Below are 22,306 nucleotides of genomic sequence, written 5' to 3'. Positions count from 1 at the left end.
GACCGCTCAGTCCACCTTCACGCTGAAGAGCACCGACCCCGACCCGCCCGGCGCGAGCGAGCCGGAAAACTCCCAGCTCAGCGTGCCGGTACCGCCGGCGGTCTGCGCCACCGCGCAGGCCACCGAGGGAGCGGGAATGGCGTTGGCAGGCGTGTTCTTGCGGCAGCCGGTGAGCGAAGCGGGCGTGGTGCCGGCTTGCGCAGCGCCGAAACTGGTGTACTGCGGCGTCGTGTCGTTGATCTTCATGTCGGAGATCGGCGTCGTTCCGTTGTTGGTGTAGGTGACACGGTACTCCAGCGTCTCGCCCGACTTGGCCTGGTTGTTCACACCGAAGCTGCCGCCCTGCGTGACGTTGCGCACTTCCTTCTTGAGTTCGAGCGCGCTGTTCGACACCGTCGTGGTGTCGAGCACCGTGTAGCTCGCGCTCAGGGCCGGGCCGGCGTTGGTGAAGCTGAAGCTGGCCTGCACCGTGCTCTGGTTGTTGTTGCCGTTGGCCGCATTGGCGGGAATGAACTCCTGCATCACGATGCACACGTTCTGCCCGGCAGCCACCGTGACCGGCGCCGCGGGCGGATACAGCAGCGCAGCGCCGGCCTGCTGCGCGCCGGTGCAGCCGGTGTCGGCAAAGATCTTGCCGCTCCAGCCGCTGACGGCCGGCGTGTCGACCGAGTTCGAGATGCTGAAGCTCACCGTGCCGCCGGTCCGCGCAATGAAGGTGTGCGCATAGCTGACGGTGCTGCCCGGCATGCCGCTCTTGGCGCCGTCGGCTGCGAAGGTGTTGCGGTCCACGTCGCCGAAGTTGAGGCCGGTGTGGCCTGCGCCGTTCCAGGTGAAGGCAATGCGGTCGGGCGTGCCGGTGCGCGTGTAGGTGTAGCTGGTGCCGCCGCTCGCCACCGCCGAGCCCGAAGGCAGCGGGACGGCACCGAACGAAGCGCCGGTCGAGAGGCGCAACGCGGTGTTGGTTTCTTCCACGCACAGCGGCGCGTTCGCGGCGGTGGCAAAGGGCACGTCGAGCGCGTAGTTGCCGGCGCCGTCGGTGGTGGCGGTCGACAGCACCGTGGCGCTGCAGTTGGTGAGCTGCACGCCCACGCCGGCAATGCCGCCCTCGCTGCCGTTGATCAACCCGTCGTTCGCGACGCCCGAGCCCGTGCCGTTGTCCAGGAACACGCGGCCCGTCACGGTGTAGCCAAAGCCGTTGACGAAGGTGCAGGTGATGTTGGCACCGGCCACCATGTTGGCCGCGGGAATGGTGAGCTCATTGCCGGCCAGCGTGCCGAAGGGCACGGTGGGCGTGGCACTGGCTGCATCCAGGCAGCTCGCGCTGATCGGGTTGGCGGGCCAGCCGGCGGGCACGCTTTCCCTGATCGTCGCGAGCGCGCCGGCCGTGCCGGTCAGGTTGGCGGCACCGCTCGCGCTGCCGGCACCGGTGACGGTGATGCTGTCGGTGGCGGCCGAGAGCCCGCTGAGCGCAAAGCCGAACAGGTTGGCGCCGCTGCCGCCGGTGGTGGTCTTCACGATTTGCACCCGGGGGAACGGCGGCGTGAAGGTATTGGTGAAGGTGCAGGCGATGTTGCTGCCCGCCGCGGTGGCGGCCGCATCGAGCGTCACCCTGCGGTTGGGCAGGTCGGGCGTGGCGGTGCCGCCCGCGCCCAGCCCGGTGCAACTCACGCCGGTGAGCGCGTAGTTGGCGGGCAGCGGATCTTCGGTGATGGTGGTGGCGACGCCGGGTGCGGTCAGCGTCTGGATCGCGCCCGCGACCGCGGCGCCGGCCGCGGTGGTGGTGATCGTCTGCGCCGCGAGGCCGTTGTTGCCGGTGAAGCCGAAGGGGCCCACGCCGCCGTTGCTCACCTTGCTGACCGTCACCGTGGCCGAGGCCGCATTGGTGAAGGTGCACGAAAGCGGCCTGCCGTACTGCACGCTGGCTGCGGGAATCGTGTAGGTGCGCGCATTGGTGCCGGTGCCCAGGCTGCCGACCGGCGTGCCGGCATCGGTACAGACCGCGCCCGCCAGGTTCCAGCCCGGCACCGCCGGCTCGGCAATGGTGATCGCGGCGCCCTGGGCCGTGGCCGAGAAGGGCTGCGTACCGGCCGTCGCCGTGTTGCCGTCGACCTGCACCGCCGTGCCCGCCGCCACGGTGCTGACCACGCCGTTGGTCTGGGTGGTGTTGCTCAGCGTGAAGTTGAAGGGGCCGCCAGCGCCGCCGGTGGTGGTCTTCGACAGGGTCAAGGTGGGTGGAGCGCAAACCGCGGTGGTGGTGGCCTGCGCCAGGAAGCCTTCGGCGTTCGCGCCGCTCTTGATGTGCACCACCACGGTGTTGCTGCCGGTGCGCCAGTTGCTGGACAGCGTCGCGCTTGCCTGGCTGCCCGCCAGGTACCCGCGAAAATTGTAGGGATCGCTGCCGCCTTGCGGCACGCCGGGCACGCTCTGCAGCACGCCGTTGACGAACACCTCGGCCACCGAGTTGTCGGAATAGAAGTCCAGCTTCAGCGAGAAGCTCGCCGGGTTCACCGACGCCGCCATGTTGAAAGTGAAGCGGTGGTAGACGTCGACGTTGCCCGTGTGGTTCGGGTCGTAGTTGGAATTCCAGTTGGCGTTGCCAAAGGGCGAATTGACCCAGGCGGTGGGAGCCTTGTTGCCCACGTAGGCACGCTGCCACGAGGCGACGGTGCCCGGGCCGCCGCTGGCAGCGCCCACGCCCGACTCCCACACCGTGTCGCGGCCGCTGGTGAGCGGCGGGCCGTTGACGCCGTTGTAGGCGGTGTTGAAGATCGCGGCGTTCGAGAGGCAACTCAACGTCGGTGGAATCGGCGGCGAGGTGGCGTCGGTGGCGCCGGTGTTGGTGAAGGTGCAGACCAGGTTGGCGCCCGGCGCGGTGGCCGCGGCATTGAGCGTGAGCGTGCGGCCCGAGAGCGTGGCGGTGCCGCCGGAAGGCAGGCCGGTGCAGGAGGCGCCCGTCAGCGTGTAGCCTGCCGGCGGCGCACTCTCGGTGATGGTGGTGGCGGTGCCCGCGGCCGTGAGCGTCTGCGGCGCCGCGCTGGCGGCGGTGCCGGCCACGGTGGTGGTGATGCTCTGCGCGGCCAGGCCGTTGTTGCCGGTGAAATCGAAAGTGCCGACGCCGTTGACCGAAATCGTGCGGATGGTCACCGTCGGCAGCGACAGGAACCTGTAGGCCTGCGGGCTCGGCAGGTAGCTGTTGCCGCTGGCCGTGAAGGTTCCGCCCAGTGCCACGCCGCCCAGCGTGACCGCGGTGGTGCTGTAGGTCGCGGCCACGGTGCTCGTTGCCGTCACCTGGCAGAGGCTTGAGGCGGTGGTGGTGCAGCTGGCCGCCGCGCCCACGGTGCCGCCGTTGAAGGCCACGTTGGGCGTGGCGCCGAAGCTCACGACCACGCCGGCGCCGACCGGGTTGCCGTTCGCATCGCGCACGAAGGCCTCCAGCACGTCTTGTGCGCTGCCGTTGGCCAGTTGGCCGTCGGTGGCGATGCGCAGACCCGACTGCGCGGCGCTCGGCGTGCCGACCACGAAGCTGTAGGTCGCCGGGCTCGCGCCGTAGCTCTGGCCGTTCGCGGTGAAGACGCCGGTCAGCGTGCCGGCCGGAATGCTGACCGCGGTGCTCTTTGCACCTGGCACGGTGCTGGTCGCGTTGACCTGGCAGATGCCGTTGGCGGCGGTAGTGCAAGTGCCGGCCGCGCCGACCGCGCCGCCGTTGAAGGCCACGCCGGTGGTGGCGACGAAGGTCACCACCGTGCCCGCCACCGGGTTGTCGGCCGCGTCGCGCACGATGGCTTCGAGCACGTCCTGCGCGCTGCCGTTGGCCACCTGGTTGTCGGTGGCGGTGCGTTCGCCCGAACGCGCCAGGGCGGCTGCGCCGGCGACCACGGTGGTGGCGGCGCTGGCGCAGCTCACGGTGGTGTTGGACACGCAGGCCGCGCCGGGCGCCGTGGCCGGCGTTCCGCTGCCGGCCACGTTGCTGTTCGCATAGTTGGTGAGCACCGTGCCCGCCGCCACCAGTGGCGCCGTGGCATTGAGCGTGAAGCTGCGAACCCCGCCGCTGGCGGGAATGCCGGCGGTAGGCAGCGTCATCGTGCAGGTCAGCAACGCGCCGGCTGCGCTCGGCATCGTGCCGCAGCTCACGGAGGTGACGCCGGTGCCGGCCGTGGCCCCAGTGGCGATCACGCCCGGCGGAAGCTGCTCGCGCACGACCACCGAAGTGCCGGTGGCGGCGGGGCCGCTGTTGGTCAGGCTCAGCACGTAGGCGATGGCCGCGCCCGGCGCCACCGTGGCCGGCGCGGTCTTGCTCAGCGTGATCGACGGCGGCGCGTTGAACTGGATCACCACCAGACCGTTGCCGCCGCTGGCATCGCCGCCTCCGCCAGTGCCGATGCCGGCCGCATAGTGAGCGTCGCCAGTGGTGGCCGCTGCGCCGCCGACATTGTCGGACGTCGAATTCAATCCCACGGCCGTGGTCGGACTGGTGACGCCACCGGTGTAGCCGGATCCGCCGCCGCCCATGCCGTTGGGTGAAGTCCCCTGGCACAGGCCGCCGCCGCCGCCGAAGAACCCGCCCCCACCACCGCCGCCGCCTTCGTTCTGGTTCTCGTTGGTGGAGCCGCCATTGCCGCCCTGCAGCGCGGTGCCGCCCGTCGGCGCGCCGAGGTTGCAGGTGCCGCCCGTTCCCGCCGCGCCGCCCGCTGCCTGGGTGCCGGGCCGCCCGCTGGCAGCCACGTTGTCGTCGCGTCCACTCGCACCGCCGCCGCCGCCGGCGGAGGGCGTGCCCACGTCCGCGCCCGGCGACGAACCGCCGCCGCCGCCGGCAATGAGCCGCGCGTTGCCCTGGGTGTAAGTCGTGGTGGCGAACACACCCGACAGGCCGCCGCCGCTTGCGCCGATGGCCGTGGCCTGCGCGTTGCCGCCCGCACCGCCGCCGCCGTAGGTCGTGGAGGCGTCGTTGACACCGCCGCCCTCGCCGACCCGAACGCCCAGCGCCGTGCCCGCCGTCACCGCCAGCGTGCCGGAGGAAAACCCGCCGCCGCCGCCGCCGCGCTGCGTGGGGTAGTAGCTGGTATTGGGTCCGCCGCCGCCGGCGCCCCAGGCCTTGATGAATACCGAGGTCACGCCGGCCGGCACGGTGAAGGTCTGGTCGCCGCCGGAGTAAGTCACCCGCACGCACGAGTTGAAGCCCGACTGCGGCGTGCAGGCGGTTTGTGCGGCCAGCGTCGGCGCCGACACGAACGACGCCAGCAGCACCAGCAGAACGCGCATGCGCCGGGCGATCGAAGATGGAAATCGAGTCATCTGTTCTGCCACTGCGGCCGAATCAATTCTTGTCATTTGGCGTTCGCCGAGGCCGCAGCGCCGGCAGAGGCGAAGCCCAGCCCCGTCTCGTCGAACTTGAAGCGCAGGCGGATGTAGGCGCCCTTGCTGGTGTACTCGTTGGCCGTGAGGTCGCGGTCCTTGAGTCCGACGAAGTTATAACCGGCCGACACCCACAGGTCCTTCATGACCTGGTAGCCCACCTCGGCGCCCAGCGTCTTCTGCAGCGCGCCGCCCTTGCCGTGGAGCAGGCCGGCCTGGATGCCGAAGTCCCAGTCCCTGTTGATGTCCTGCGTGTAGCGCGCCTGCAGCAGGTGGGCCCGGTAGGTGCTCTTGAGCCAGCCGTCGTCGGCGCGCGACCACTTGGCCGCATAGCGTCCGTTGATCACGGTGCCGGGCCGCGGGTTGTAGTTGAAGTGGGCCGAGACGATGTCGGCGCCCGTCGTGCCGGGCAGGCTGGCGTTGCCGGAGCCCGCGCCGAAGACGCTCGAACCGTCGAGCGCACCGGTCGTGCTGCCCGCGCCCACCACGCGCTCCGAACGGCGCTCGTAGCGCATCAGCGCGTTCCAGCGGTCGGTATCGACGGGGCGGTACGCCAGGCCGACCTGGTGGCGCGCGAGGTGGTGCGCGTTGCCGGCGTTGGTGCCCTGCCCTTCGCTGTCGCTCATCACGCTGCGCGCGAGCAGGCTCCACGAGCGGTCGATCTTGTAGCCGAAGCCGGCGCTGAAGAGCCGCGTGTTCGCATCGTCGCCGCGGCGGCCTTCGAGCACGCCGCTCGCCTTGATGCGCTCGGCGATGTATTCGACGCCGCCGGTGATGGCCGTCGACTGGCCGAGCCCGCCCGAATAGCCCGTGCCGGTGTTGCCGCTGTTGCGCAGGCCGCCGAGCTGGCGCGTGTGCTCGATGCCGCCGGTCAGGCGCCACTGGTCGTTGAGCTTGAAGGTGTTGCGCACGCCGGTGGCCGCCTGCGCGGCGCGGCCGTCGATGCTGTCGGCCAGGCGGTACTCGCTGTACACGCGCCCGCCTTCCATGTAGCTGCTCTCGACGCCCAGGATGCCGACGTTGTTCGAACCGGTCGTGCCGAGCTGGTCCTGGCTGTAAAGGCTGGAGACCAGCTCGTAGCGGCCGTAGATGCGGGTCTTGTCGGTCACGGCATAGTTGCCACCGACGGCCAGCACATGGCGGTCGGACTTGCGGATGTCCTGCTCGCCCTCGACGAACACGTTGGCCTGTGGCAGTCCCGGCACCTGCGCCGACAGGCGCGCACGCACGGTCGTCAGGTCTTCGGCATTCGCACTGGCGTTCGCGCTTGCCGCGCTGCCCAGCGCGGTGACGTTGCTGGCACCGACGCCGCTGCCGAGGTTCCCGCTGTAGGTCGAGATCTGGCCGTAGTCGAAGCCCGAGCTGGTGCCCAGGCCCGCGCCGCTCTGGCCATGGCGCAGGCCCACTTCGGCGGCCATCTGCTCGCCGAATTTCTTCTGCACGCTGGCGGTGAAGCCGCGCCGGCTGCCACCCTGCAGAGCGTCCTGGCTGAAGAGCGCTTCGCCGCGCACCGCGGTGGTGGCGTCGATGCGGTACTCGGCGCGCGCGGAAGCTTCGGTGCGGCCGGCGGAGAAGCTCGCGCCGGGGTTGTCGAAGCCGGGGCTGGTCTTGCTGGCAAGCGCGACCACGGCGAGGTCTTCGGTCTGGTGGCGCAGCTCGGCGCGGCCGCCGTTGCCCTTGCCGTTCTTGTCGGACTCGGTGCGCACCCACTCGCCGGCCATGGTGGTGTTGTCGCCCAGGCGCGCCACCGCGGTGAGCGCGCCGAGCTTGCGGCGGTTCTCGGGGTTCTCGTCGGTGCTGGCGACCACGCCCAGCTGCAGGTTGTCGCCGACCTTCACCTGCACGTCGGTACCGGCCACGTTGAACTTCGGCCCACCGGCATCGATTTCGTAGGTCACGCGGATCGACTGCGGATTGAGGTTCGCATCGACCGACGAGATCGCATGCGTGAACAGGATGCGGCGCGTGAGCGGCTCGATGGTGTAGTCCACGAAGCGTGCCACCGTCGTGCGCTGCAGCACCAGGTTGGGCTGGTTGCGGTCGCGCACCACAACCTCGACCTGCTCGCTGTTGTCGACGAACTCACCGCTCGTGGCGCTCAGGTAGTACGGGCCCGAGGTGCCGACCGCGCGGAACTCTTCCACCTGCTGCGTCTGCGCGGTGCGCGAGAAGAAGCTGGTGGCACGCACGGTGCCGTCGTCGTACACATGCTTGAGGCCGGTGAGCGCACGGTTGCTCTGGCTCAGGTTGCGCACCTCGGTGCTGCTGGCGGTCGTGAAGTCGCCGTACAGCAGGTAGGAGCGGTTCTTGTCGATGCGCACGTACAGCTTCTGCGTGCTCTGCGCGTCGAAGCCCTTGACCGAGGAATCGCCGTACACCGGGTAAAACTCGTCGGGGCGGATGTCGCGGAACAGGCGGTCGTCGCGCGTCTTGTTCGAGTCGTAGGCGGCCGTGAGCAGGTACTCGCCCTTGACGGTGCCCTTGAAGAAGAAGGCGGTGCGAGCGGCGGCGCGGCGGTTGCTGTTGCTCTCGTCGGCCAGGCCGGTGAGTTCCGCCTCGAAGGCGGCGCCCGCAGGCATCGCGCCCAGGGGCACGCCGCCGCGCCTGGTGAGATCGAGCACACCTTCGACGATGCCGACTCCGATCATCGGCCGCATCTCGGGCAAGAGCGCGAGGCGCACTTCCTTCACGAAGCTGCCTGCCGTCACGCGCAGACGTGCATCGCCGGGCTCCCCGGGCGGCAGCAGGCGGAACTCGGCCGCGCCGCCTTCCATGAACACCTGGGTGCCGGGTTCGGCGGGATTCAGGTCTTCGTCCAGCCAGCGGCCGCGGTCGGCTTCGAGCGTGAGCTGGGTGCGTGCGGTCACCGGCACGCCGGCCGCGTCGGTCAGGCGCACCTTCACGATCACCGGCGTGCGCAGGTCGGCCTTCGCCGATTCGGGCACGTCGATCCGGATGGCGCCGAGCTTGTCGGGCGCGATCACGCCGATCTGCTGCGCCGTGCCGCGCGCGTTGCCGAACGGGTCCACGCCCTCGAGCAGCAGGCGGTTGGCGCCGGGCTGCAGCACCACGCCGATGTATTCCCAGGCGCCGAGCTTCTTGCCGGCCAGCTCGGTCTTCTTGCCGACGCGGCGCTCCTCGATGGCCTTGCCGTTGACCGTGAGGCGCAGCGCCAGGCCGGCCTGGCCCTTGACGCGCACGTTGACCGACTGGCCCGGCAGCGTGTCGCCGTCCTTCAGGTCGATGAAGCCGAGCGCGTTGTCTTCGATCTGCGGCAACAGGGCTTCGAGTTCGACCGGGCTGGGCACGGCCTGCGGCAGCAGCGGTGCCACCGCGTTCTGGCGCGGCTCGAGCATGGCGGTGTTCGTGTTGACCGGACGGCTCGCGAATGCGCCCACGCCGGTGGCGCCGCCGCCCGTGGCCGATGCGCCCTGCGCGTTGGTGGGCAGGCCGCTCAGCGCCGCGAACAGGCTGCCTGCGGGCGTGGGCGCCGGTGCCGCACTGGCGCCGAGCGTGCCACTCAAGGTGCTCGATGCGCCGTTGACGAAGCTGCTCGCGTTGGCGGGCGCCACGGGCATCGCGATCAGCGGGGCCGAGTTGGAGAGCGTCGAGCCGGCGCTGCCTGTGCTGCCCGTCGCGAGCGCCTGGCCGCTGGCGGGCAGCGAGCGCGCGTCGCCCACCGGCACGATCTTGCCTTCGGGGTCGAGCCGCATGCGCACCTGCGCCTCGGCTTCGGTGTCGGGAATGGCGGCGATGGCGGCACGGCGTGCCGCCACCTCGTCCATCACCCCGGGCGTGTCGCAGTTGGCGACGATGAAGTTGGCTTTGTGGAACTCGCCCTTCTTCAGGTCGACGAAGCGGCTCTCGGGACGGCCGGCATTGCGGTTGTCGAGCGCCTCGAGCCGCGCGCCGGCGGGCAGCGTGGTCTGGTCGACGCGCAGCACGTGGGTGATCGGCTTCAGGCCGTAGAGGCTCCACTTGCCTTCCACGTCGGTGATGACGTGGGTGCCGTCTTCCATGTAGAGGCGCACGCCGGGCACGCCGATCTCGTCGTCACCCTCTTGCCGGCCGTCGCGCTTGCAATCCATGTGGACCTTGCCGAACAGGAAGGCGTCGTCGGAAAACACGCCGCCGGTCACGCGCACGGTCCAGTTGGCCAGGTTCGACTGCATCGGACCCGAACTCGCACGGGCGCGGTTGACGGCGTCGCCATTGGTGGGCGCGCCCACGCCGATGCGGACGCGATAGCGCACCGTGGCCGATTGGTCCACGCCCAGCGCCAGCGCCGGGTAGTCGAAGACCAGCTGCGGGCCCGCGCCGCCGGCCGGGTTGACCGCGGCCGAACCGTTCAGGCGCGCGCTGTTCGCAACGTAGGCAAAGCCCGGCGGCAGGCTGTCGGCCAGGCGCACGCCGGTGACCGGGAAGCCCGTCTTGTTGGTGACGACCAGGGCGTAGTCCATGAAGTCGCCGAACTCGACCTGGCGCTTGCTGCCTTCCTTGCGCAGCACCAGCCCGAGCACATTGCCCGGGTCGAGCGGGATGTGGTTGTGCACCACGTCGCAGGCGGCGCCGGATGCGTTGAAGCCCGCGTTGACCGAGAAGTAGTAGGTGGTCGGGTCTGCGCCCTGCGGCGGGCCGGCATTCGGCACGATGGCGCCGCAGCTGTTGAAGGTGCCGGCCGTGACCGGAATGAGCTGCGACGGCGTCACATAGCCGCTGGCTGCAGGCGGCACCACGCCGAGGGCGTAGGTGCACGAGCCGGTGACCGGCGGCGACTGCAGGAAGAACTGGTAGCCGCCGTCGGCGCCGGTGGTCATGGAGACGCTGCCGTTGGCGTTGACCGTGTAGATGCCCGACGAGCCGCCATACAGCTCTTCCGCGGTGATCGGCGTGACCGGCCCGCTGCTGCACGACTGGCGCGTGAAGGTGACGACCGCACCGGCCACGGGCTGGCGCGTGACGGCGTTGTAGACGGTGCCCTGCGGGTCGGCCAGCAGCGACTGCGCCGAGCTGGCGCTGGCGGCCACCAGCATGGCCGGCGTGACGTTGACGGTGTTCTGGTCGAAGGCCGCCGCCCAGGCCTTGTTGGTAAGCGCCATTCGGCCGCCGACGATTCCAGGCTTCTGCGTGACGCGCACGGTGAAGGAGAGTTCTTCGCTCTGGCCTGGCGCGAGCGGGCGGCTGCCGTCGGTGACGCTCAGCACGGCTTCGGTCGGCAGCCTGAAGGGATCGCTGCTTGCGAGCGCTTCGCGGTCGCAGGGGGCACGGCCGGTGAAGCCACCCGCGGCATGGAGGATGCCGTTGCGCGCCTTCGGCGGAGCGGCCAGTTCCCAGGCGGCAACGAGGCCGTCGGGCTTGTCCATGTCGAAGGTGCAATTGAGGTTGTCGATGATGCGCACGTTCGGCGCCGAGGCCACGCCGGTGTTGCTCACCTTGAGGCGGTAGTCGAGCTCGTACACGCCCTGCGACACGCGCCGCGGCGCCGAGGCGGTCTTGGCCAGCGTGAGCGCGGGCAGTTGCGTGGACACCGGCGTCGGCGAGCTGTCGTTGTTCGGATTGCCGTCTCCGTCGGCGTCGGGGTTGCTGCCGTTGACCGAGTCGTCGAAGGCCGCCGGCGAGCCGCCGGCGGTGAGCGCGCCCTGGGCGCGCACGGTGTTGTAGAGCGTGCCGGCGCGGCCGCCGACGTTGAAGCGCACATCGAAGCGCACGGTGAACTGCCCGCCCACCGGCAGAACGGCACCGGGCGCCAGCAGGTTCTGCGCGGCGGCGGTGCCGTTGAACGCGCTGTCGGCCGCGGCCACGGTACCACCCACGCCATTGCCCTGGTTGCCCGCGATGGCCAGCGTGCCGGGCACGATGGTGTACTGGTTGGCGGCGGGCACCGCGGCCGACGTGTAGGTGCCGAACTGCGTGGCGCCGCTGCCTTCGAGCAGGTCGGTCGCCTGCACGCCGTAGAGCCACACGGCGCCGTAGTTGCGCACGTTGACGCTGAAGCTCACGGTGGCGGTGCCGTCGAGCTGGCCGTCGGTGCCGCGGTTCAGGCGCGGCGTCGAGGCCGCCTTGGCCACCCCGATGCGGCTCTGGCTGGGGGTGATGACCACCGTGTTCGACGGCGACACCGCGGGCGCTGCGCCGTCGTTGTAGTAGCCCTGCGCGGTGTTGCGGATGTCGCCGCTCTGGTCGGCCTTGACCTGCACCGCGAACTGCATGGCGATCGATGCGTTGCGCGACAGCGCGGTCGGCACGCCGATGGCCACTTCGACGGCCGAGGCGTCTTCGGCGGTGCGGTAGCTGAAGTCCGGATCGCCCGGCAGGCGGAACAGGCGCACCGCGCCGGCTGCCGTGCTTTGCAGGCTGCCGGCGATGTAGCGCGTGCCCGCGGGCACGAGGTCGCGCAACAGCAGCAGGGGGGTGGGCGTGCCGTTCACCAGCACCGGCGTTCCGGCGGGTGCGGCGGTGTTGCCAGGGCGTGCGTCGCGCGCGCCGATGTTGGTGCCCGACACGGTGAAGTCGATGCGCGTGGTGCCCGGAACCACGAAGCCCGGATAGCTCGCGGACTTGGTGATGGCCAGCACCGCCACGTCGCCCACGGTGACGGTGTCGCGGTTGACCGCGCTGAGCTTCTGCAGCGCGGTGGTGGCGGTGAGCGCCACGCAGGCATTGCCGCTGGCCGCGGCAGGGACGGTGCCCTGCACCAGCAGCGCTGCGGTCTCGCCGGACTGCAGCGCGATGGCGCCGCCGGCGCCGAGCGGCAGCACCGGGTCGGCCGCATCGGCCACGCCGTTGTTGTTGGTGTCGCGCACCACGCGCAGCGCCGACATGTCGAGCGCGCCGGCCGGGCAGCCCGCGCCGCCGTTGACAAGGCCGATGGTGTAGCTCGACGGCACATTGCCGGTGTTGGCGAGCAGGTGGCTCAGCGTGACGACGACGGCCGGCGGACGGCTGACCGACTGGTCCTGCGTGAGCACCAGCGCCTCGACCGGCAGCACGGTGGCGCTGACGCCATTGGAGCTCGACGTCTCGGTCTGCGAAAGGCCGGCCGGCACGTAGGTGGCGGTGGCGACGTTGCGGATCACGGTGCCGCCGGACGGGGGCGCGGCGTGCGCGGCAGTTCCGGCGAGCGTGCAGCCGAGGACCGCCGTCGCCACGACGGCTGCGGCCATGCCGCCTCGCCATCGCTGCGAGCAGGTGCTCAGATACGCCAGAAGAAATTGCACGCCACGAACCTTCCGTCGGCCCGCGCGCGGCGCGGGCCGTCTAAACCTCAAAGAACTTTTTCCTCTGCCGCCTGCTGGTCAGGCGCGGTCGCGTGCTGGGTGAAAGCGGCAAGGGAAAAAAGCGAGGCATGCCGACAGGCAGCGCCTCGCGAAAAGCCGACGGACCCCGAGGCCCGCCAGCGACTCAAACCCTTGTCGTCACTCGTTGATCTTCACGGCGAAGGTCAGCGTGGCCGTGCCGCTCGGGGCCACGGTGTTGGCGGCGCTGCCGCAGCTCACCGCGGTGGCGGTCTGTGCGTAGACGAGCGCCGTGCCGGTCACGCCGGTCGAGGTGCATCGCGACGCGGCCGCGGGTTGCGTGGCGCTCAGCGAGGTGTACGCAGGCACCGCATCGTTGATGGCGATGTTGGTGACCGATGCCGTGCCTTCGTTGGTGGCGACGACCTTGTAGACGATGCACTGGCCGGGCTTCAGCGACAGCGGAGCTGCCGCGAATGCGCCGTCCGCCGTGCCATCGCAGGTGAGGTCGGCTGCCTGCGTCTTGAGGACGCGGATCTGGCCGGTGATCACGGTGCTGATGTCGGTGGCCGACGGTGCGCCGCAGCTCGCCGCGTCGGTGAAGGTCGCGGTCACGGTCGTGGTGTCGGTTGCGCCGGCGCTGGCGCCGCCCGGTGCGAACACGCGCACCAGCAGCTTCTGCGATGCGCCCACGGCCAGCGGGCCGGCTTGCGGGCCGGTCACCAGCGTGTCGCCCGCGTCGATCTGGCCGTCGCCGTTGACGTCCAGGTAGATCGCGGTGGTCCAGCCGAGCGTGGCGTCGGCCGCAGGCACGGTGGCCGTCAGCGTGTACGCACCGCAGCTCTGGTTGCCGGTGTTGGTCAGCGTGTGCGGGTACACCACGGTGCCGCCCGGTGCGACCTGGCCGCTGTTGTTCGGCGTGAGCGTGGCGCTCAGCGTCTGTGCAGCGGTCACGGTCACGGCGTCGGTCTTCGTGTCGGAAACGATCACACCGGTCGAAGCCACGGCGGTGGACTGCACCTGGAAGTAGACCTTCTGTGCGGTGACGGGCAACTGCGTGGCAGGCGGCGTCACGCAGGCAGCGACCTGCGCTTGTGCGCCGGCATTGACGGCCACGCTGGTGATCGCTGCCGATGCGCAAGTGCCGCCCGAGGCCACGAACTTCACCGTCCAGCCGGTCGGCAGGGTGCCGGGGAAGCTGGTCGACTGGCTGGCAGCCAGGTTGTAGGTGTTGTTGACCGAGTCGTTGTTCTTGACGAACAGCGCGAACACCGTGCCGGTGCCGGCATCCGTCGAGTTGGTCGTGGTCGGGTTCGGGCTCGGGCCAGGGCCGAGGTCGCCGCCTGCCGCCGAGCCCGTGCCCGTGCCTGCCGCGGTGTTGGTCAGGTCGACCAGCGAGCCGACGACGATGGTGACCGTGTCGCGCGTGGCGTCGATCTTGGTGGTGTCGCCCGCAGAGCGACCCGTCACCGTGGCCGAGAACGGACCCGCACCCACCGCCGTGGCGGAGGGCACGTTGGCCTGCACCACGATGTTGACGCTGCCGCCGGCCGCGATAGGGCCGGTGTCGGGCACGCCGTCACCGGTGGTGTCGAGCAGCGGCGTGACGCCGTCGGCCGCGAACAGCACGAAGGTCGTGCCCGCCGGGAAGGTGCCTGTTGCGATCGTGAGGTTCACGGTGTCGGTACCGGTGCCCGCGTTGAACACGGACTGCGCGAACTTGACGCTGCCGCCGGCCACGACCGAAGGACGCGTGGTCAGGTCGGCTGCGGTGCCGTTGGGCGTGCCGGCCGTCGTGTCGACGGCGGTGGCGGCGGTCGACGGGTTGGTACCGACCGCGATGCTGTAGCTCGCCACGACCGTGTAGGCCGACGGGTTGGTGCTGGAGCCAAGGGTGCCGATGGCCGCTGCGGTGGCCGTGGGCGAATCCGCCGGATTGAACTGGCCCACGTTGGTGGTGGTGGACGTGCCGATCGCGGCGGTGCTGTTCACCAGCACCACGAAGCTCACGGTCTGCGTCACGTTCTGGCCCAGCGACTTGATCACGGCATTCACGGTGTTGCCGCTGGCCTGAAAGTCGATGCCAGGTTGAGTGGCGGGAATGTCGCCATTGACCAAGCCCTTGCCGGGCAAGCTGCTCCACACCGCGGAACCCGCGACGTAGGTCATGCCGCTCGGCAGCGTGTCGGACATCGCGAACTTGCCTGCGGCGCCGCCCGTGTTGTTGAAGGTGAGCGTGTAGACCGTGTACTGGCAGGTCGCGCTGGAAGCGAGGCCGGCCGACCAGGTCGCGGCGCAAGTTGTCGAGGTCGAGCGCGGACCGCCGTTGGTCGCGGTCGGCCAGGCGCCATTGCCCGGACCGGCCACAGAAGGAATGCCGATCGACTTGGTGACGTTGAACGCCGCCGCTGTCGTCAGCGTGATCTGGTCCTTGTCGGCCGCCGAGGTATTCGGCGCGGTGTACAGCGCCGCGGTACCCGGAGTGGCGGTGATGGTCGCCGTGTCGAAAGCGCCGGCGCCGCTGCTGGCCGTACCGGGAATCGTGTAGGCCACGACGAAGCGGAACACGCCGTTGTTGCCGGCCACGCTCTGTGCGGGCACGGAGCAGACGCCCGCGGCTGCGGCCGTGCACAGCGGGGTGGTGCCGTCGGGCACGCCGTCGCCGTTGGCGTCGGGGTAGACCTCGACCTTGGAGAACTTGTCGGTGTCGGCATCGACCGTCAGCGTGAAGGTGTCGGTGCCGTTGCCGGTGTTGGTCAACGTGTGCGGTGCGTAGACGATGGAGCCTGCCGCGCCGATCTTGGTGTTGACGATGGCCGTCGTGACCTGGTTGACCGAGTCGAGCGTGAACGACCCTACCTGCTGAACCGTGGTCTGAACCAGGTTGGACGTGGCCAGCTGGGTGGTGCCGGCTGCGTCGGAATAAGTGGCCGAAGCCTGGTTACCGATGACGGTATTGGCTGGTGGTGCAGCGGCCAGTGCGGTCGAACTTCCGAACAGGAAGCCCAGCGTCAAGGCTGCGGCGCCGGCCCACGACGCAGACGGCCTGAGGCCGATGCTGCGCCGGGTTGGCAGGGTGGAAATCACGTGGTTTCTCCTCGGTTGTCAAAAAAGGTCAGGAACAGGAAAAAACCCGGCTGCCGTGTTTCGTTGCTCGAAAACGCGGCGAGCGGGTTGCACTCGAAAGAAATCAGATGGCACGGGTGGACGGAGCGAAGTGCCGGATCAGCGCGCAGCGCCGGACGCGGCCTGCACCGCCACAGCGGGCGGCGGCACAACCACCTCGACCTTGGCGCGCGCGCTCACGGCGGTGCTGCCGTTGGCGGGCAGTTGGCCCAGCGTCCAGCGCAGCGACCGGTAGTCGGCATAGGGCACCGGCTCGGACTTGTTGCCAGCGGCCTTGCGCATCAGCGGCTCGGCGCCGAACACGGCGTCCTTCGTCGCGGCCTGCACCAGGCCTGCGCCCGGCTTGGCGCTGCGCGGCTGGTACTCCAGGCCTTCGGGAATCGGAAGATCCGCCACAAGACCGGTGACCGGCTTGCCGGTGTTGTTGGTGTAGGTGGCCCGGTACTCGACGACATCGCCGGGCTTGACCGAGCTGGCGTCCACCAGCTGTTCCTTGCCCTGTGCGTCCTTCACCACCTTGGACTGGGTGAGGACGACGGCAACGGCCTTCTTCTGGGCGGCCTCGGCGGCGGCGGGTGCGGACTGGGCCGCGGCAGCACCGGCGAAACCGGTCAGCCCGGCCAGCAGGAACGCGCTGGCGCCCAGGCCGGCAAGGCGGCAATTCAGGATTTGAGTCAGTTTTTTAATAAACATGGTTGCTCCAGATTCAAGACACACAGGAGTTCACCCCGGCGCATGCCGGCATGAAATAAGCGGCTCGGGCCGCGGGAGGAATCGCCGGCATTGCAAGCGCCGGCATTTGGATGAGCGATCAGCGCCTTTTCGATTTGCATCGCTGCGGCGCTGCCCTCTGGACTGCTGCGATTTCTCTGTCGCGGTCAGTCGATCAACTGTTACCAACTATCGCTTTTTGGTTACTAAGTGTAGTTCAAAACTGATACTTTGGTACCAATCGAAACCGACAACCGTGCATTCGGAACAACAGTTCCGGTTTCGACAACCGGAGGCCGAGGGAGCCTCGCTTTCCCCTCGGAAGGCCATACGCGAGCGACCGAAAACCCTCTCGCGGCGTTCGACGGGATGCAAAGAAAAATGGGAAAAAAGCCCATGCCTGGCTCAGCGGTTGCGAGCCAATCGTCCTTGCCGTATCAAGAAAACTTGAAGATATTCAAGACGTAATCGACAAAAACCTTGATCTTTGGAGAATTGCGGCGAGACGGCAAATAGACAAGATTGATTTCCTGCGGCTTCAATTTGATCGCCGGCAGCACGGAAACCAGAAGTCCGCTGTCGATGTGCGGTTGGGCGATCGCCAGAGGGACCAGCCCGATGCCTTTGGCGGCTATTGTCAATTTCAGGATCAATTCCAGATCGTCGGATTGGAATACGCTGCCCGCGCGCACCCGGTGGATCTTGCCCGCGGTCGAAAGGCTGATTTCCTTTTTGCGTCCCTCGCCCTCGGTGACCAGAAAGGCATGCGACGCCAGATCGGGAACCCCCTCGAGGACGGGGTGCGCTGCGAGGTAATCGGGGGCGGCGCACAGCACCATCGGCTCGTTCTTCAGATGGCGCGCCACCATCTCGTCGCAGCCTTCCCGTCCGCGCCGGATGGCCACATCGGCCTCGTCGCGATACAGATCGGCCCTGTCATTGCCCGTTTCGACCACGACCTCGAGCTGCGGATAGGCGGCCATGAAATCGGGCAGATGCGCCCCGAGCAGTTCCCTGCCGTAGTAGTGAGGAACCGCCACGCGCAGCCGCCCGCCCACCGTACCGCTGCCGGAGGATAGGTTCAGCATGACGTCATCGAGGATGGTCAGCACATGCTGGGCCGCGACCAGAAACTCCCGGCCCTCCTCCGTGAGCGCGAAGCGCGTGGAGCCGCGATGCAGCAGCTGGTGTCCGACCGTCGCCTCCAGCCGCTGGAGCTGGCGCGATGCGGACGCCTTGGGCACGTTCAGCACGTCGGCTGCCGGAGTCAGTCCTCCGAGCTGGGCGGCTTTGGTGAAAAGCCGGACATCCGACAAAGAAAAATCCTTCATTTCGACTTCCGGGAACCCTGTTTGTTTTCTTAATGAACGCTCTCATCGGCGTTTTGGGCGGCCGCGCCGCTTCGCAAATGAAGCCCTCACGCAATAAGCGCAGCGGCCTTTAGTATCATTTTCGAACGATAAGACAAGATTGGTTAACCTTTGTAAACAAGGCTTTGCCGATCCGGGAATAGTTCACTGTTTGGCGGCAATTGTGTAAATCGCACTTGCAGAAGCCTCGGTGTCTGAGGCTGAAAAGCGACCGCACCGGCTGGAGCTCCCATCCCTGCGCCGGTCCCCAAACCCCTGCGGCCGACTGCGACAATCCATCTGCGCGAAAATTCGTCAAATGATTCAATGAATTAGGCCTTTCTTATTCATATGCTCCTCCAAGCTCCCCGCACCTCCCTGGCCGACAGCGCCGCCGACAGCATCCGCGCCGAGATCGCAGCCGGCCGGTGGACGGTCGGTTCGCGCATTCCCATCGAACCGCAACTGGCCCTGCTGCTCGGCGTGAGCCGCGGCACCGTGCGCGAAGCGGTCAAGACGCTGGTCTCGCGCGGCCTGCTCGAGGTGCGGCAGGGCTCCGGCACCTACGTGCGCTCCGGCTTCGACCCTTCGCTCAGCTTGCAGAAGATGCGGCGCGCGAGCCTGCGAGACCAGTTCGAAGTTCGGCGCGCGCTCGAGGTCGAGGCCGCGCGCCTGGCAGCGCTGCGCCACACCGCCAAGGACTTGCGCAACCTGAAAACCCTGCTCGAAAAGCGCGGCGTGCCCGACCCAAAGGACGGCGGCGCGAGCTTCATCGAGCGCGACCTGGCCTTTCACCTGGCGATCGTCGACATCTCCGGCAATCTCGCGCTGGCCGAGACCTGCCGCTTCATCGCCGGCTACATCAAGGAGACCATTGCGAGCACGATGAACACCGGCCTGCCGGAACCCGACACGGCCGTGCACACCACCATCGTCGAAGCCATTGCAAGCCGCGACCCCGACCGCGCCGCGGAGGCGGTGCGTGCCTTCATGTCGCCCATGATCGACGCGCTGGCGCAGGACGCGGCGCCCGTCCGATGAGCGCAGTGCCGATCGGGGCAGGCCGCGCGGCCGACGACCTGCTGATCGACGCCGAGGCCGACAGCATGCCCGCGCCGCGCGCCACGCCGGCGGGCAGCCTGGGCCGGCGCATCCTGCTGGGCGCAAGCGTGGTGCTGATCGCATTCAACCTGCGGCCGGTGTTCGCCAGCCTGTCGGTGGTGCTGCCCGAGATCATCGCGGCCACCGGCCTCTCCGCCACCGCCGCGAGCCTCTTGACCACGCTGCCCATCGTCTGCCTGGGCGTGTTCGCGCCGCTGGCGCCGGGCCTTGGCCGGCGCTTCGGCACCGAGCGCACGCTGCTCGCCTGCATGGTGCTGATCCTGGTGGGCACGCTGCTGCGGGGCACGGGCAACATCCCGCTGCTGTTCCTGGCCTCGGCCATCGCGGGCAGCGGCATCGCGGTGTCGAACGTGCTGCTCTCCGGCCTCGTGAAGCGCGACTTCGCCAGGCAGGCGGCGCTGATGATGGGCCTCTACACCATGGCGGTATGCGGCGGTGCGGCCAGTGCCGCGGGCCTCACGGTGCCGCTCGAACATGCGCTCGGCGGGAGCTGGACCTATGCGCTCGCCATGTGGGCGGTGCCGGCCTTGCTCGTCACGCTGATCTGGGCGCCGCAGGCCCTGCCCCTCAGGCCGGTGGCCAGCGAATCGGGCTTCACCGTGCGCGGGCTGTGGCGCGATCGGCTGGCATGGCAGGTCACGTTCTTCATGGGGCTGCAGTCGGCCCTGGCGTACATCGTGATGGGCTGGCTCGCGCCCATCCTGCGCGAACGCGGGCTCGGCGGCGAGACCGCGGGCTACGTGGTGTCGCTGTCGGTCATGACGCAGGTGGTGACCTGCCTCGTGGTTCCGGCCGTGGCGGTGAGGCTGCGCAACCAGCGCGGGCTGGCGGTGGTGCTGGCCGCACTCACCGTGGCCGCCATGCTGGCCATGCTGTTCGCGCCGCTCGGCGGCGTGTGGTTGTGGGCCGTGCTGCTGGGCATTGCGCAGGGCGGCACCTTTGCGCTGGCGCTCACGCTGATCGTGCTGCGCTCGCCCGATTCGCACGTGGCGGCGCACCTCTCGGGCATGGCACAGGGCGTGGGCTATGTCGTGGCGGCCTGCGGCCCGCTGATGGCCGGCCTGCTGCACGGATGGACCGGCAGCTTCCGCGCGTCGTCATGGCTCTTCATCGGGCTGGGTATCGCGCTGGTGATGGCCGGCATCGGCGCGGGGCGCACCATGCACGTGGGCACGGTCACGATTCCGCGGCACTGAAGAAGAAGAGGGAAGAAACGCAAGCGCGCCGCGCCGGGCAAAGCGGCCACCCGGCCGCTACTGCGGACCGCCGCAGAACCCCGCACGTTCGGTGGTCCTGGCGGCGAAATGCAGGCGCGTGGTGGTCGCGGCGCTCGCGGGCGTGTGCGCCGGCCAGTCGCTTTGCAGCCACGTGAATTGCCAGTTGTAGGGCTCGCCCGGCCGGGCAGGTTCGCCATAGGCGATGCGCAGGCTGCCGCTGCTCTCGTCGTGGCAATGCTTCGACTGCTTGTATTCCTTTTCGCTGAAGCAGGCACGGACCATCTTCGAGCAGGAAAAGGGAATGTCGTCGTACGCGGCCTTGCTTTCGCCGAGCGGAACGAAGTCGGCCTTGGTGAACGAGGCGCCGCCGCCCGAATACATCTCGGACACCGTCTGGAGCACGGCCACGGCCCATTGCCCTTCGGCCAGCGGGTAGAGGGCCGGCGCGAGCGAGACACGCGCCTCGGGCATGCCGGCGCCGTCTTTCTTCAACGCGGCGGCATAGCTGCTGAAGTCATGCAGGCGAGCCAGCTGCCAGGTTCTGGAATCTGCGCCGCGCTTGATGCGCACCATCGCCATGGCCAGCGGTTCGTCGGACAACACCGCGTAGTCGCCCGCGGCAGCGCCACGCGGCCGGTACAACCCAAGGGACTGCGGATCGCAAGGCTGCGGCAGCAGCGCACACAGACGGGCGCGCCATTCGGGGTCGACGGACTCCGGCTTCCTGACCACGTCGAACGGCTGCGCGGCGGGTGCGGCAAAGACCTGGCCGGCCAGCAGCAGGGCGAGCATCGGGGCGACGGTGCAAAGGGCTGGCGGCGGCTTTTTCATGGACGGGAATGGTAGCCAGACTGCCTGGAAGAAGCTGCTACCAAATGACCCATGAGGGAGGGCCTCGATGCTGTAGCCTTCGCTGCGTGGCCGCCCCCGGCCTCTCGAACGGAGCGAAGATGGCTGACAAGATCCTGGTGTTCTATGGCTCGTATCGATCGGACCGCATGGGCATTCGCCTGGCGGACTACGTGGTGGCCGGCCTCACCGCGCGCGGCGCCGAGGCCGAACTGATCGACGCCCAGGCCGTCGGCCTGCCGATGCTCGACCGCATGTACAAGGAATATCCCAAAGGTACCGCGCCCGCGGCGATGGAAGCGCTGGCGCAGAAGATACGCGGCGCCGATGCTTTCGTCTTCGTGACCGGCGAATACAACTGGGGCCCGCAGCCCGGCTTGAAGAACCTGACCGACCACTTCCTGGAGGAATGGTTCTGGCGTCCCGCCGCTGTGGCCAGCTATTCGGCGGGGCGTTTTTCGGGTGTGCGCTCGGGCACCTTGTGGCATTCGATCCTGTCCGAGATGGGAATGGTCGTCATCTCGAGCACCCTGGCCGTCGGCCCCATCTCGCAGACGCTGGATACGGACGGCAAGCCCACCGGCGGCCCGGGCGAATCGCTCGAGCGCTCGTTCGGCCGATTCGCCGACGACCTGGCCTGGTGGACCGAAGCCGCGCGCACGCAGCGGGCGCAGAAGGCTCCGCCCTATTGACCGGCGGCAGTGGGTTTTCGGTTGCGGCTACGTGGCGTTCAGCCGTGCACGCGTCCTCGATCTGGGCGTGACCTTGGGCGGATCGCGCAGGATCATTTCATCCCGGCAGTTCTTCAGCCTCGGCCCCGCGACTGCGGTCTTCTTCGTCCTGTGGTCGTATTTGAGGAACAGGCCCGACACGCTGCCGACATAGGCATCGATTCCGAAATCGTCCGCCACGCCCCGGTCTTCCGGTGAGAACTTGTTGGGCTCCATCTTGAAGCCGGCGCCTTTGACCGCGGGGTGCGTGTGGTAGTAAGCCACGGCGCTGGTGCCTTCGGGGCAGCCCTTGTTGCCACCGCGGTGGCCCACGTCGACGGTGTTGGTGTCTCCCTCGCGTGGGGGCATGGCGAAGTATTTGGTGCCCCACTGGCAGATCATGCCGCCGAACTCCTTGCGCCGTTCGATGGACTCGATGAGCACGGCTTCGAGCGCCGCGCGCGCGGCTCCGGTCGGCGTGTCGAAGAGTTGGATCTCGAAAGGGAATGGGGGCGGTGCGGTATCCATGCCCGGAGTGTCGCGGCTGCGCGCGCACGCGGCCATCTGCCAGAAAGCGTATGACACCCGGCCGGCCGCGGCGGGCACCACTTCTGCAGGATCAGGCAAGAACCTTG

General features: G+C 69.0%; 10 protein-coding genes. 3 read left to right on the top strand and 7 right to left on the bottom strand.

Translation table 11 applies throughout. The features are described 5' to 3' along the window. Positions 1-6: 6 nt before the first annotated feature. The 5 genes from ACJ7Z0_RS22425 to ACJ7Z0_RS22405 form a co-directional block, all read right to left on the bottom strand. Positions 7-5,259, bottom strand: coding sequence for a prealbumin-like fold domain-containing protein (locus tag ACJ7Z0_RS22425; RefSeq protein ID WP_434791594.1), 5,253 nt, complete (start codon positions 5,257-5,259; stop codon positions 7-9). Between the two features lie 65 nt (positions 5,260-5,324). Continuing rightward, a complete protein-coding gene (locus ACJ7Z0_RS22420) occupies positions 5,325-12,515 on the bottom strand; it encodes a hypothetical protein (protein WP_434791593.1) in 7,191 nt (2,396 codons plus the stop codon). A gap of 252 nt (positions 12,516-12,767) precedes the next feature. Beyond that, complete coding sequence (locus tag ACJ7Z0_RS22415) at positions 12,768-15,674, bottom strand: beta strand repeat-containing protein (protein ID WP_434791592.1); 2,907 nt, start codon at positions 15,672-15,674, stop codon at positions 12,768-12,770. Between the two features lie 138 nt (positions 15,675-15,812). Next, a complete protein-coding gene (locus ACJ7Z0_RS22410) occupies positions 15,813-16,406 on the bottom strand; it encodes a hypothetical protein (RefSeq protein ID WP_434791591.1) in 594 nt (197 codons plus the stop codon). Between the two features lie 455 nt (positions 16,407-16,861). After that, positions 16,862-17,755 carry a LysR family transcriptional regulator gene (locus ACJ7Z0_RS22405; protein WP_434791590.1) on the bottom strand — a complete coding sequence of 298 codons (894 nt, stop codon included), beginning with the start codon at positions 17,753-17,755 and terminating at the stop codon, positions 16,862-16,864. Between the two features lie 369 nt (positions 17,756-18,124). On the opposite strand from ACJ7Z0_RS22405, the gene ACJ7Z0_RS22400 reads away from it, so the two are divergent. Together ACJ7Z0_RS22400 and ACJ7Z0_RS22395 are read left to right on the top strand one after the other, a co-directional pair. Further along, a complete protein-coding gene (locus tag ACJ7Z0_RS22400; RefSeq protein WP_434791589.1) occupies positions 18,125-18,814 on the top strand; it encodes a FadR/GntR family transcriptional regulator in 690 nt (229 codons plus the stop codon). After that, positions 18,811-20,091 (top strand): CynX/NimT family MFS transporter, encoded by a 1,281-nt coding sequence (locus ACJ7Z0_RS22395; protein ID WP_434791588.1) that lies wholly within the window; start codon positions 18,811-18,813, stop codon positions 20,089-20,091. Before ACJ7Z0_RS22400 ends, ACJ7Z0_RS22395 begins: the two co-directional genes overlap by 4 nt. A gap of 57 nt (positions 20,092-20,148) precedes the next feature. On the opposite strand, the gene ACJ7Z0_RS22390 is transcribed toward ACJ7Z0_RS22395, so the two are convergent. Next, entirely contained in the window at positions 20,149-20,943 is a 795-nt protein-coding gene (locus ACJ7Z0_RS22390; RefSeq protein WP_434791587.1) for a hypothetical protein, read from the bottom strand. 119 nt (positions 20,944-21,062) lie between these two features. Between ACJ7Z0_RS22390 and ACJ7Z0_RS22385 the strand changes: the two genes are divergently transcribed. Further along, on the top strand, positions 21,063-21,653 hold the full coding sequence (locus ACJ7Z0_RS22385; RefSeq protein WP_434791586.1) for an NADPH-dependent FMN reductase: 591 nt from the start codon (positions 21,063-21,065) through the stop codon (positions 21,651-21,653). A 27-nt stretch (positions 21,654-21,680) separates the two neighbouring features. Here ACJ7Z0_RS22385 and ACJ7Z0_RS22380 read toward each other — a convergent pair whose 3' ends face one another. Further along, a complete protein-coding gene (locus ACJ7Z0_RS22380) occupies positions 21,681-22,298 on the bottom strand; it encodes a DUF4329 domain-containing protein (RefSeq protein ID WP_434791585.1) in 618 nt (205 codons plus the stop codon). Positions 22,299-22,306 lie beyond the last annotated feature (8 nt).

The organism is Variovorax palleresanus (assembly GCF_051144945.1).
Taxonomy (GTDB): Bacteria; Pseudomonadota; Gammaproteobacteria; order Burkholderiales; family Burkholderiaceae_C; genus Variovorax; species Variovorax paradoxus_S.
This window is presented reverse-complemented; position numbering and strand designations above follow the sequence as displayed.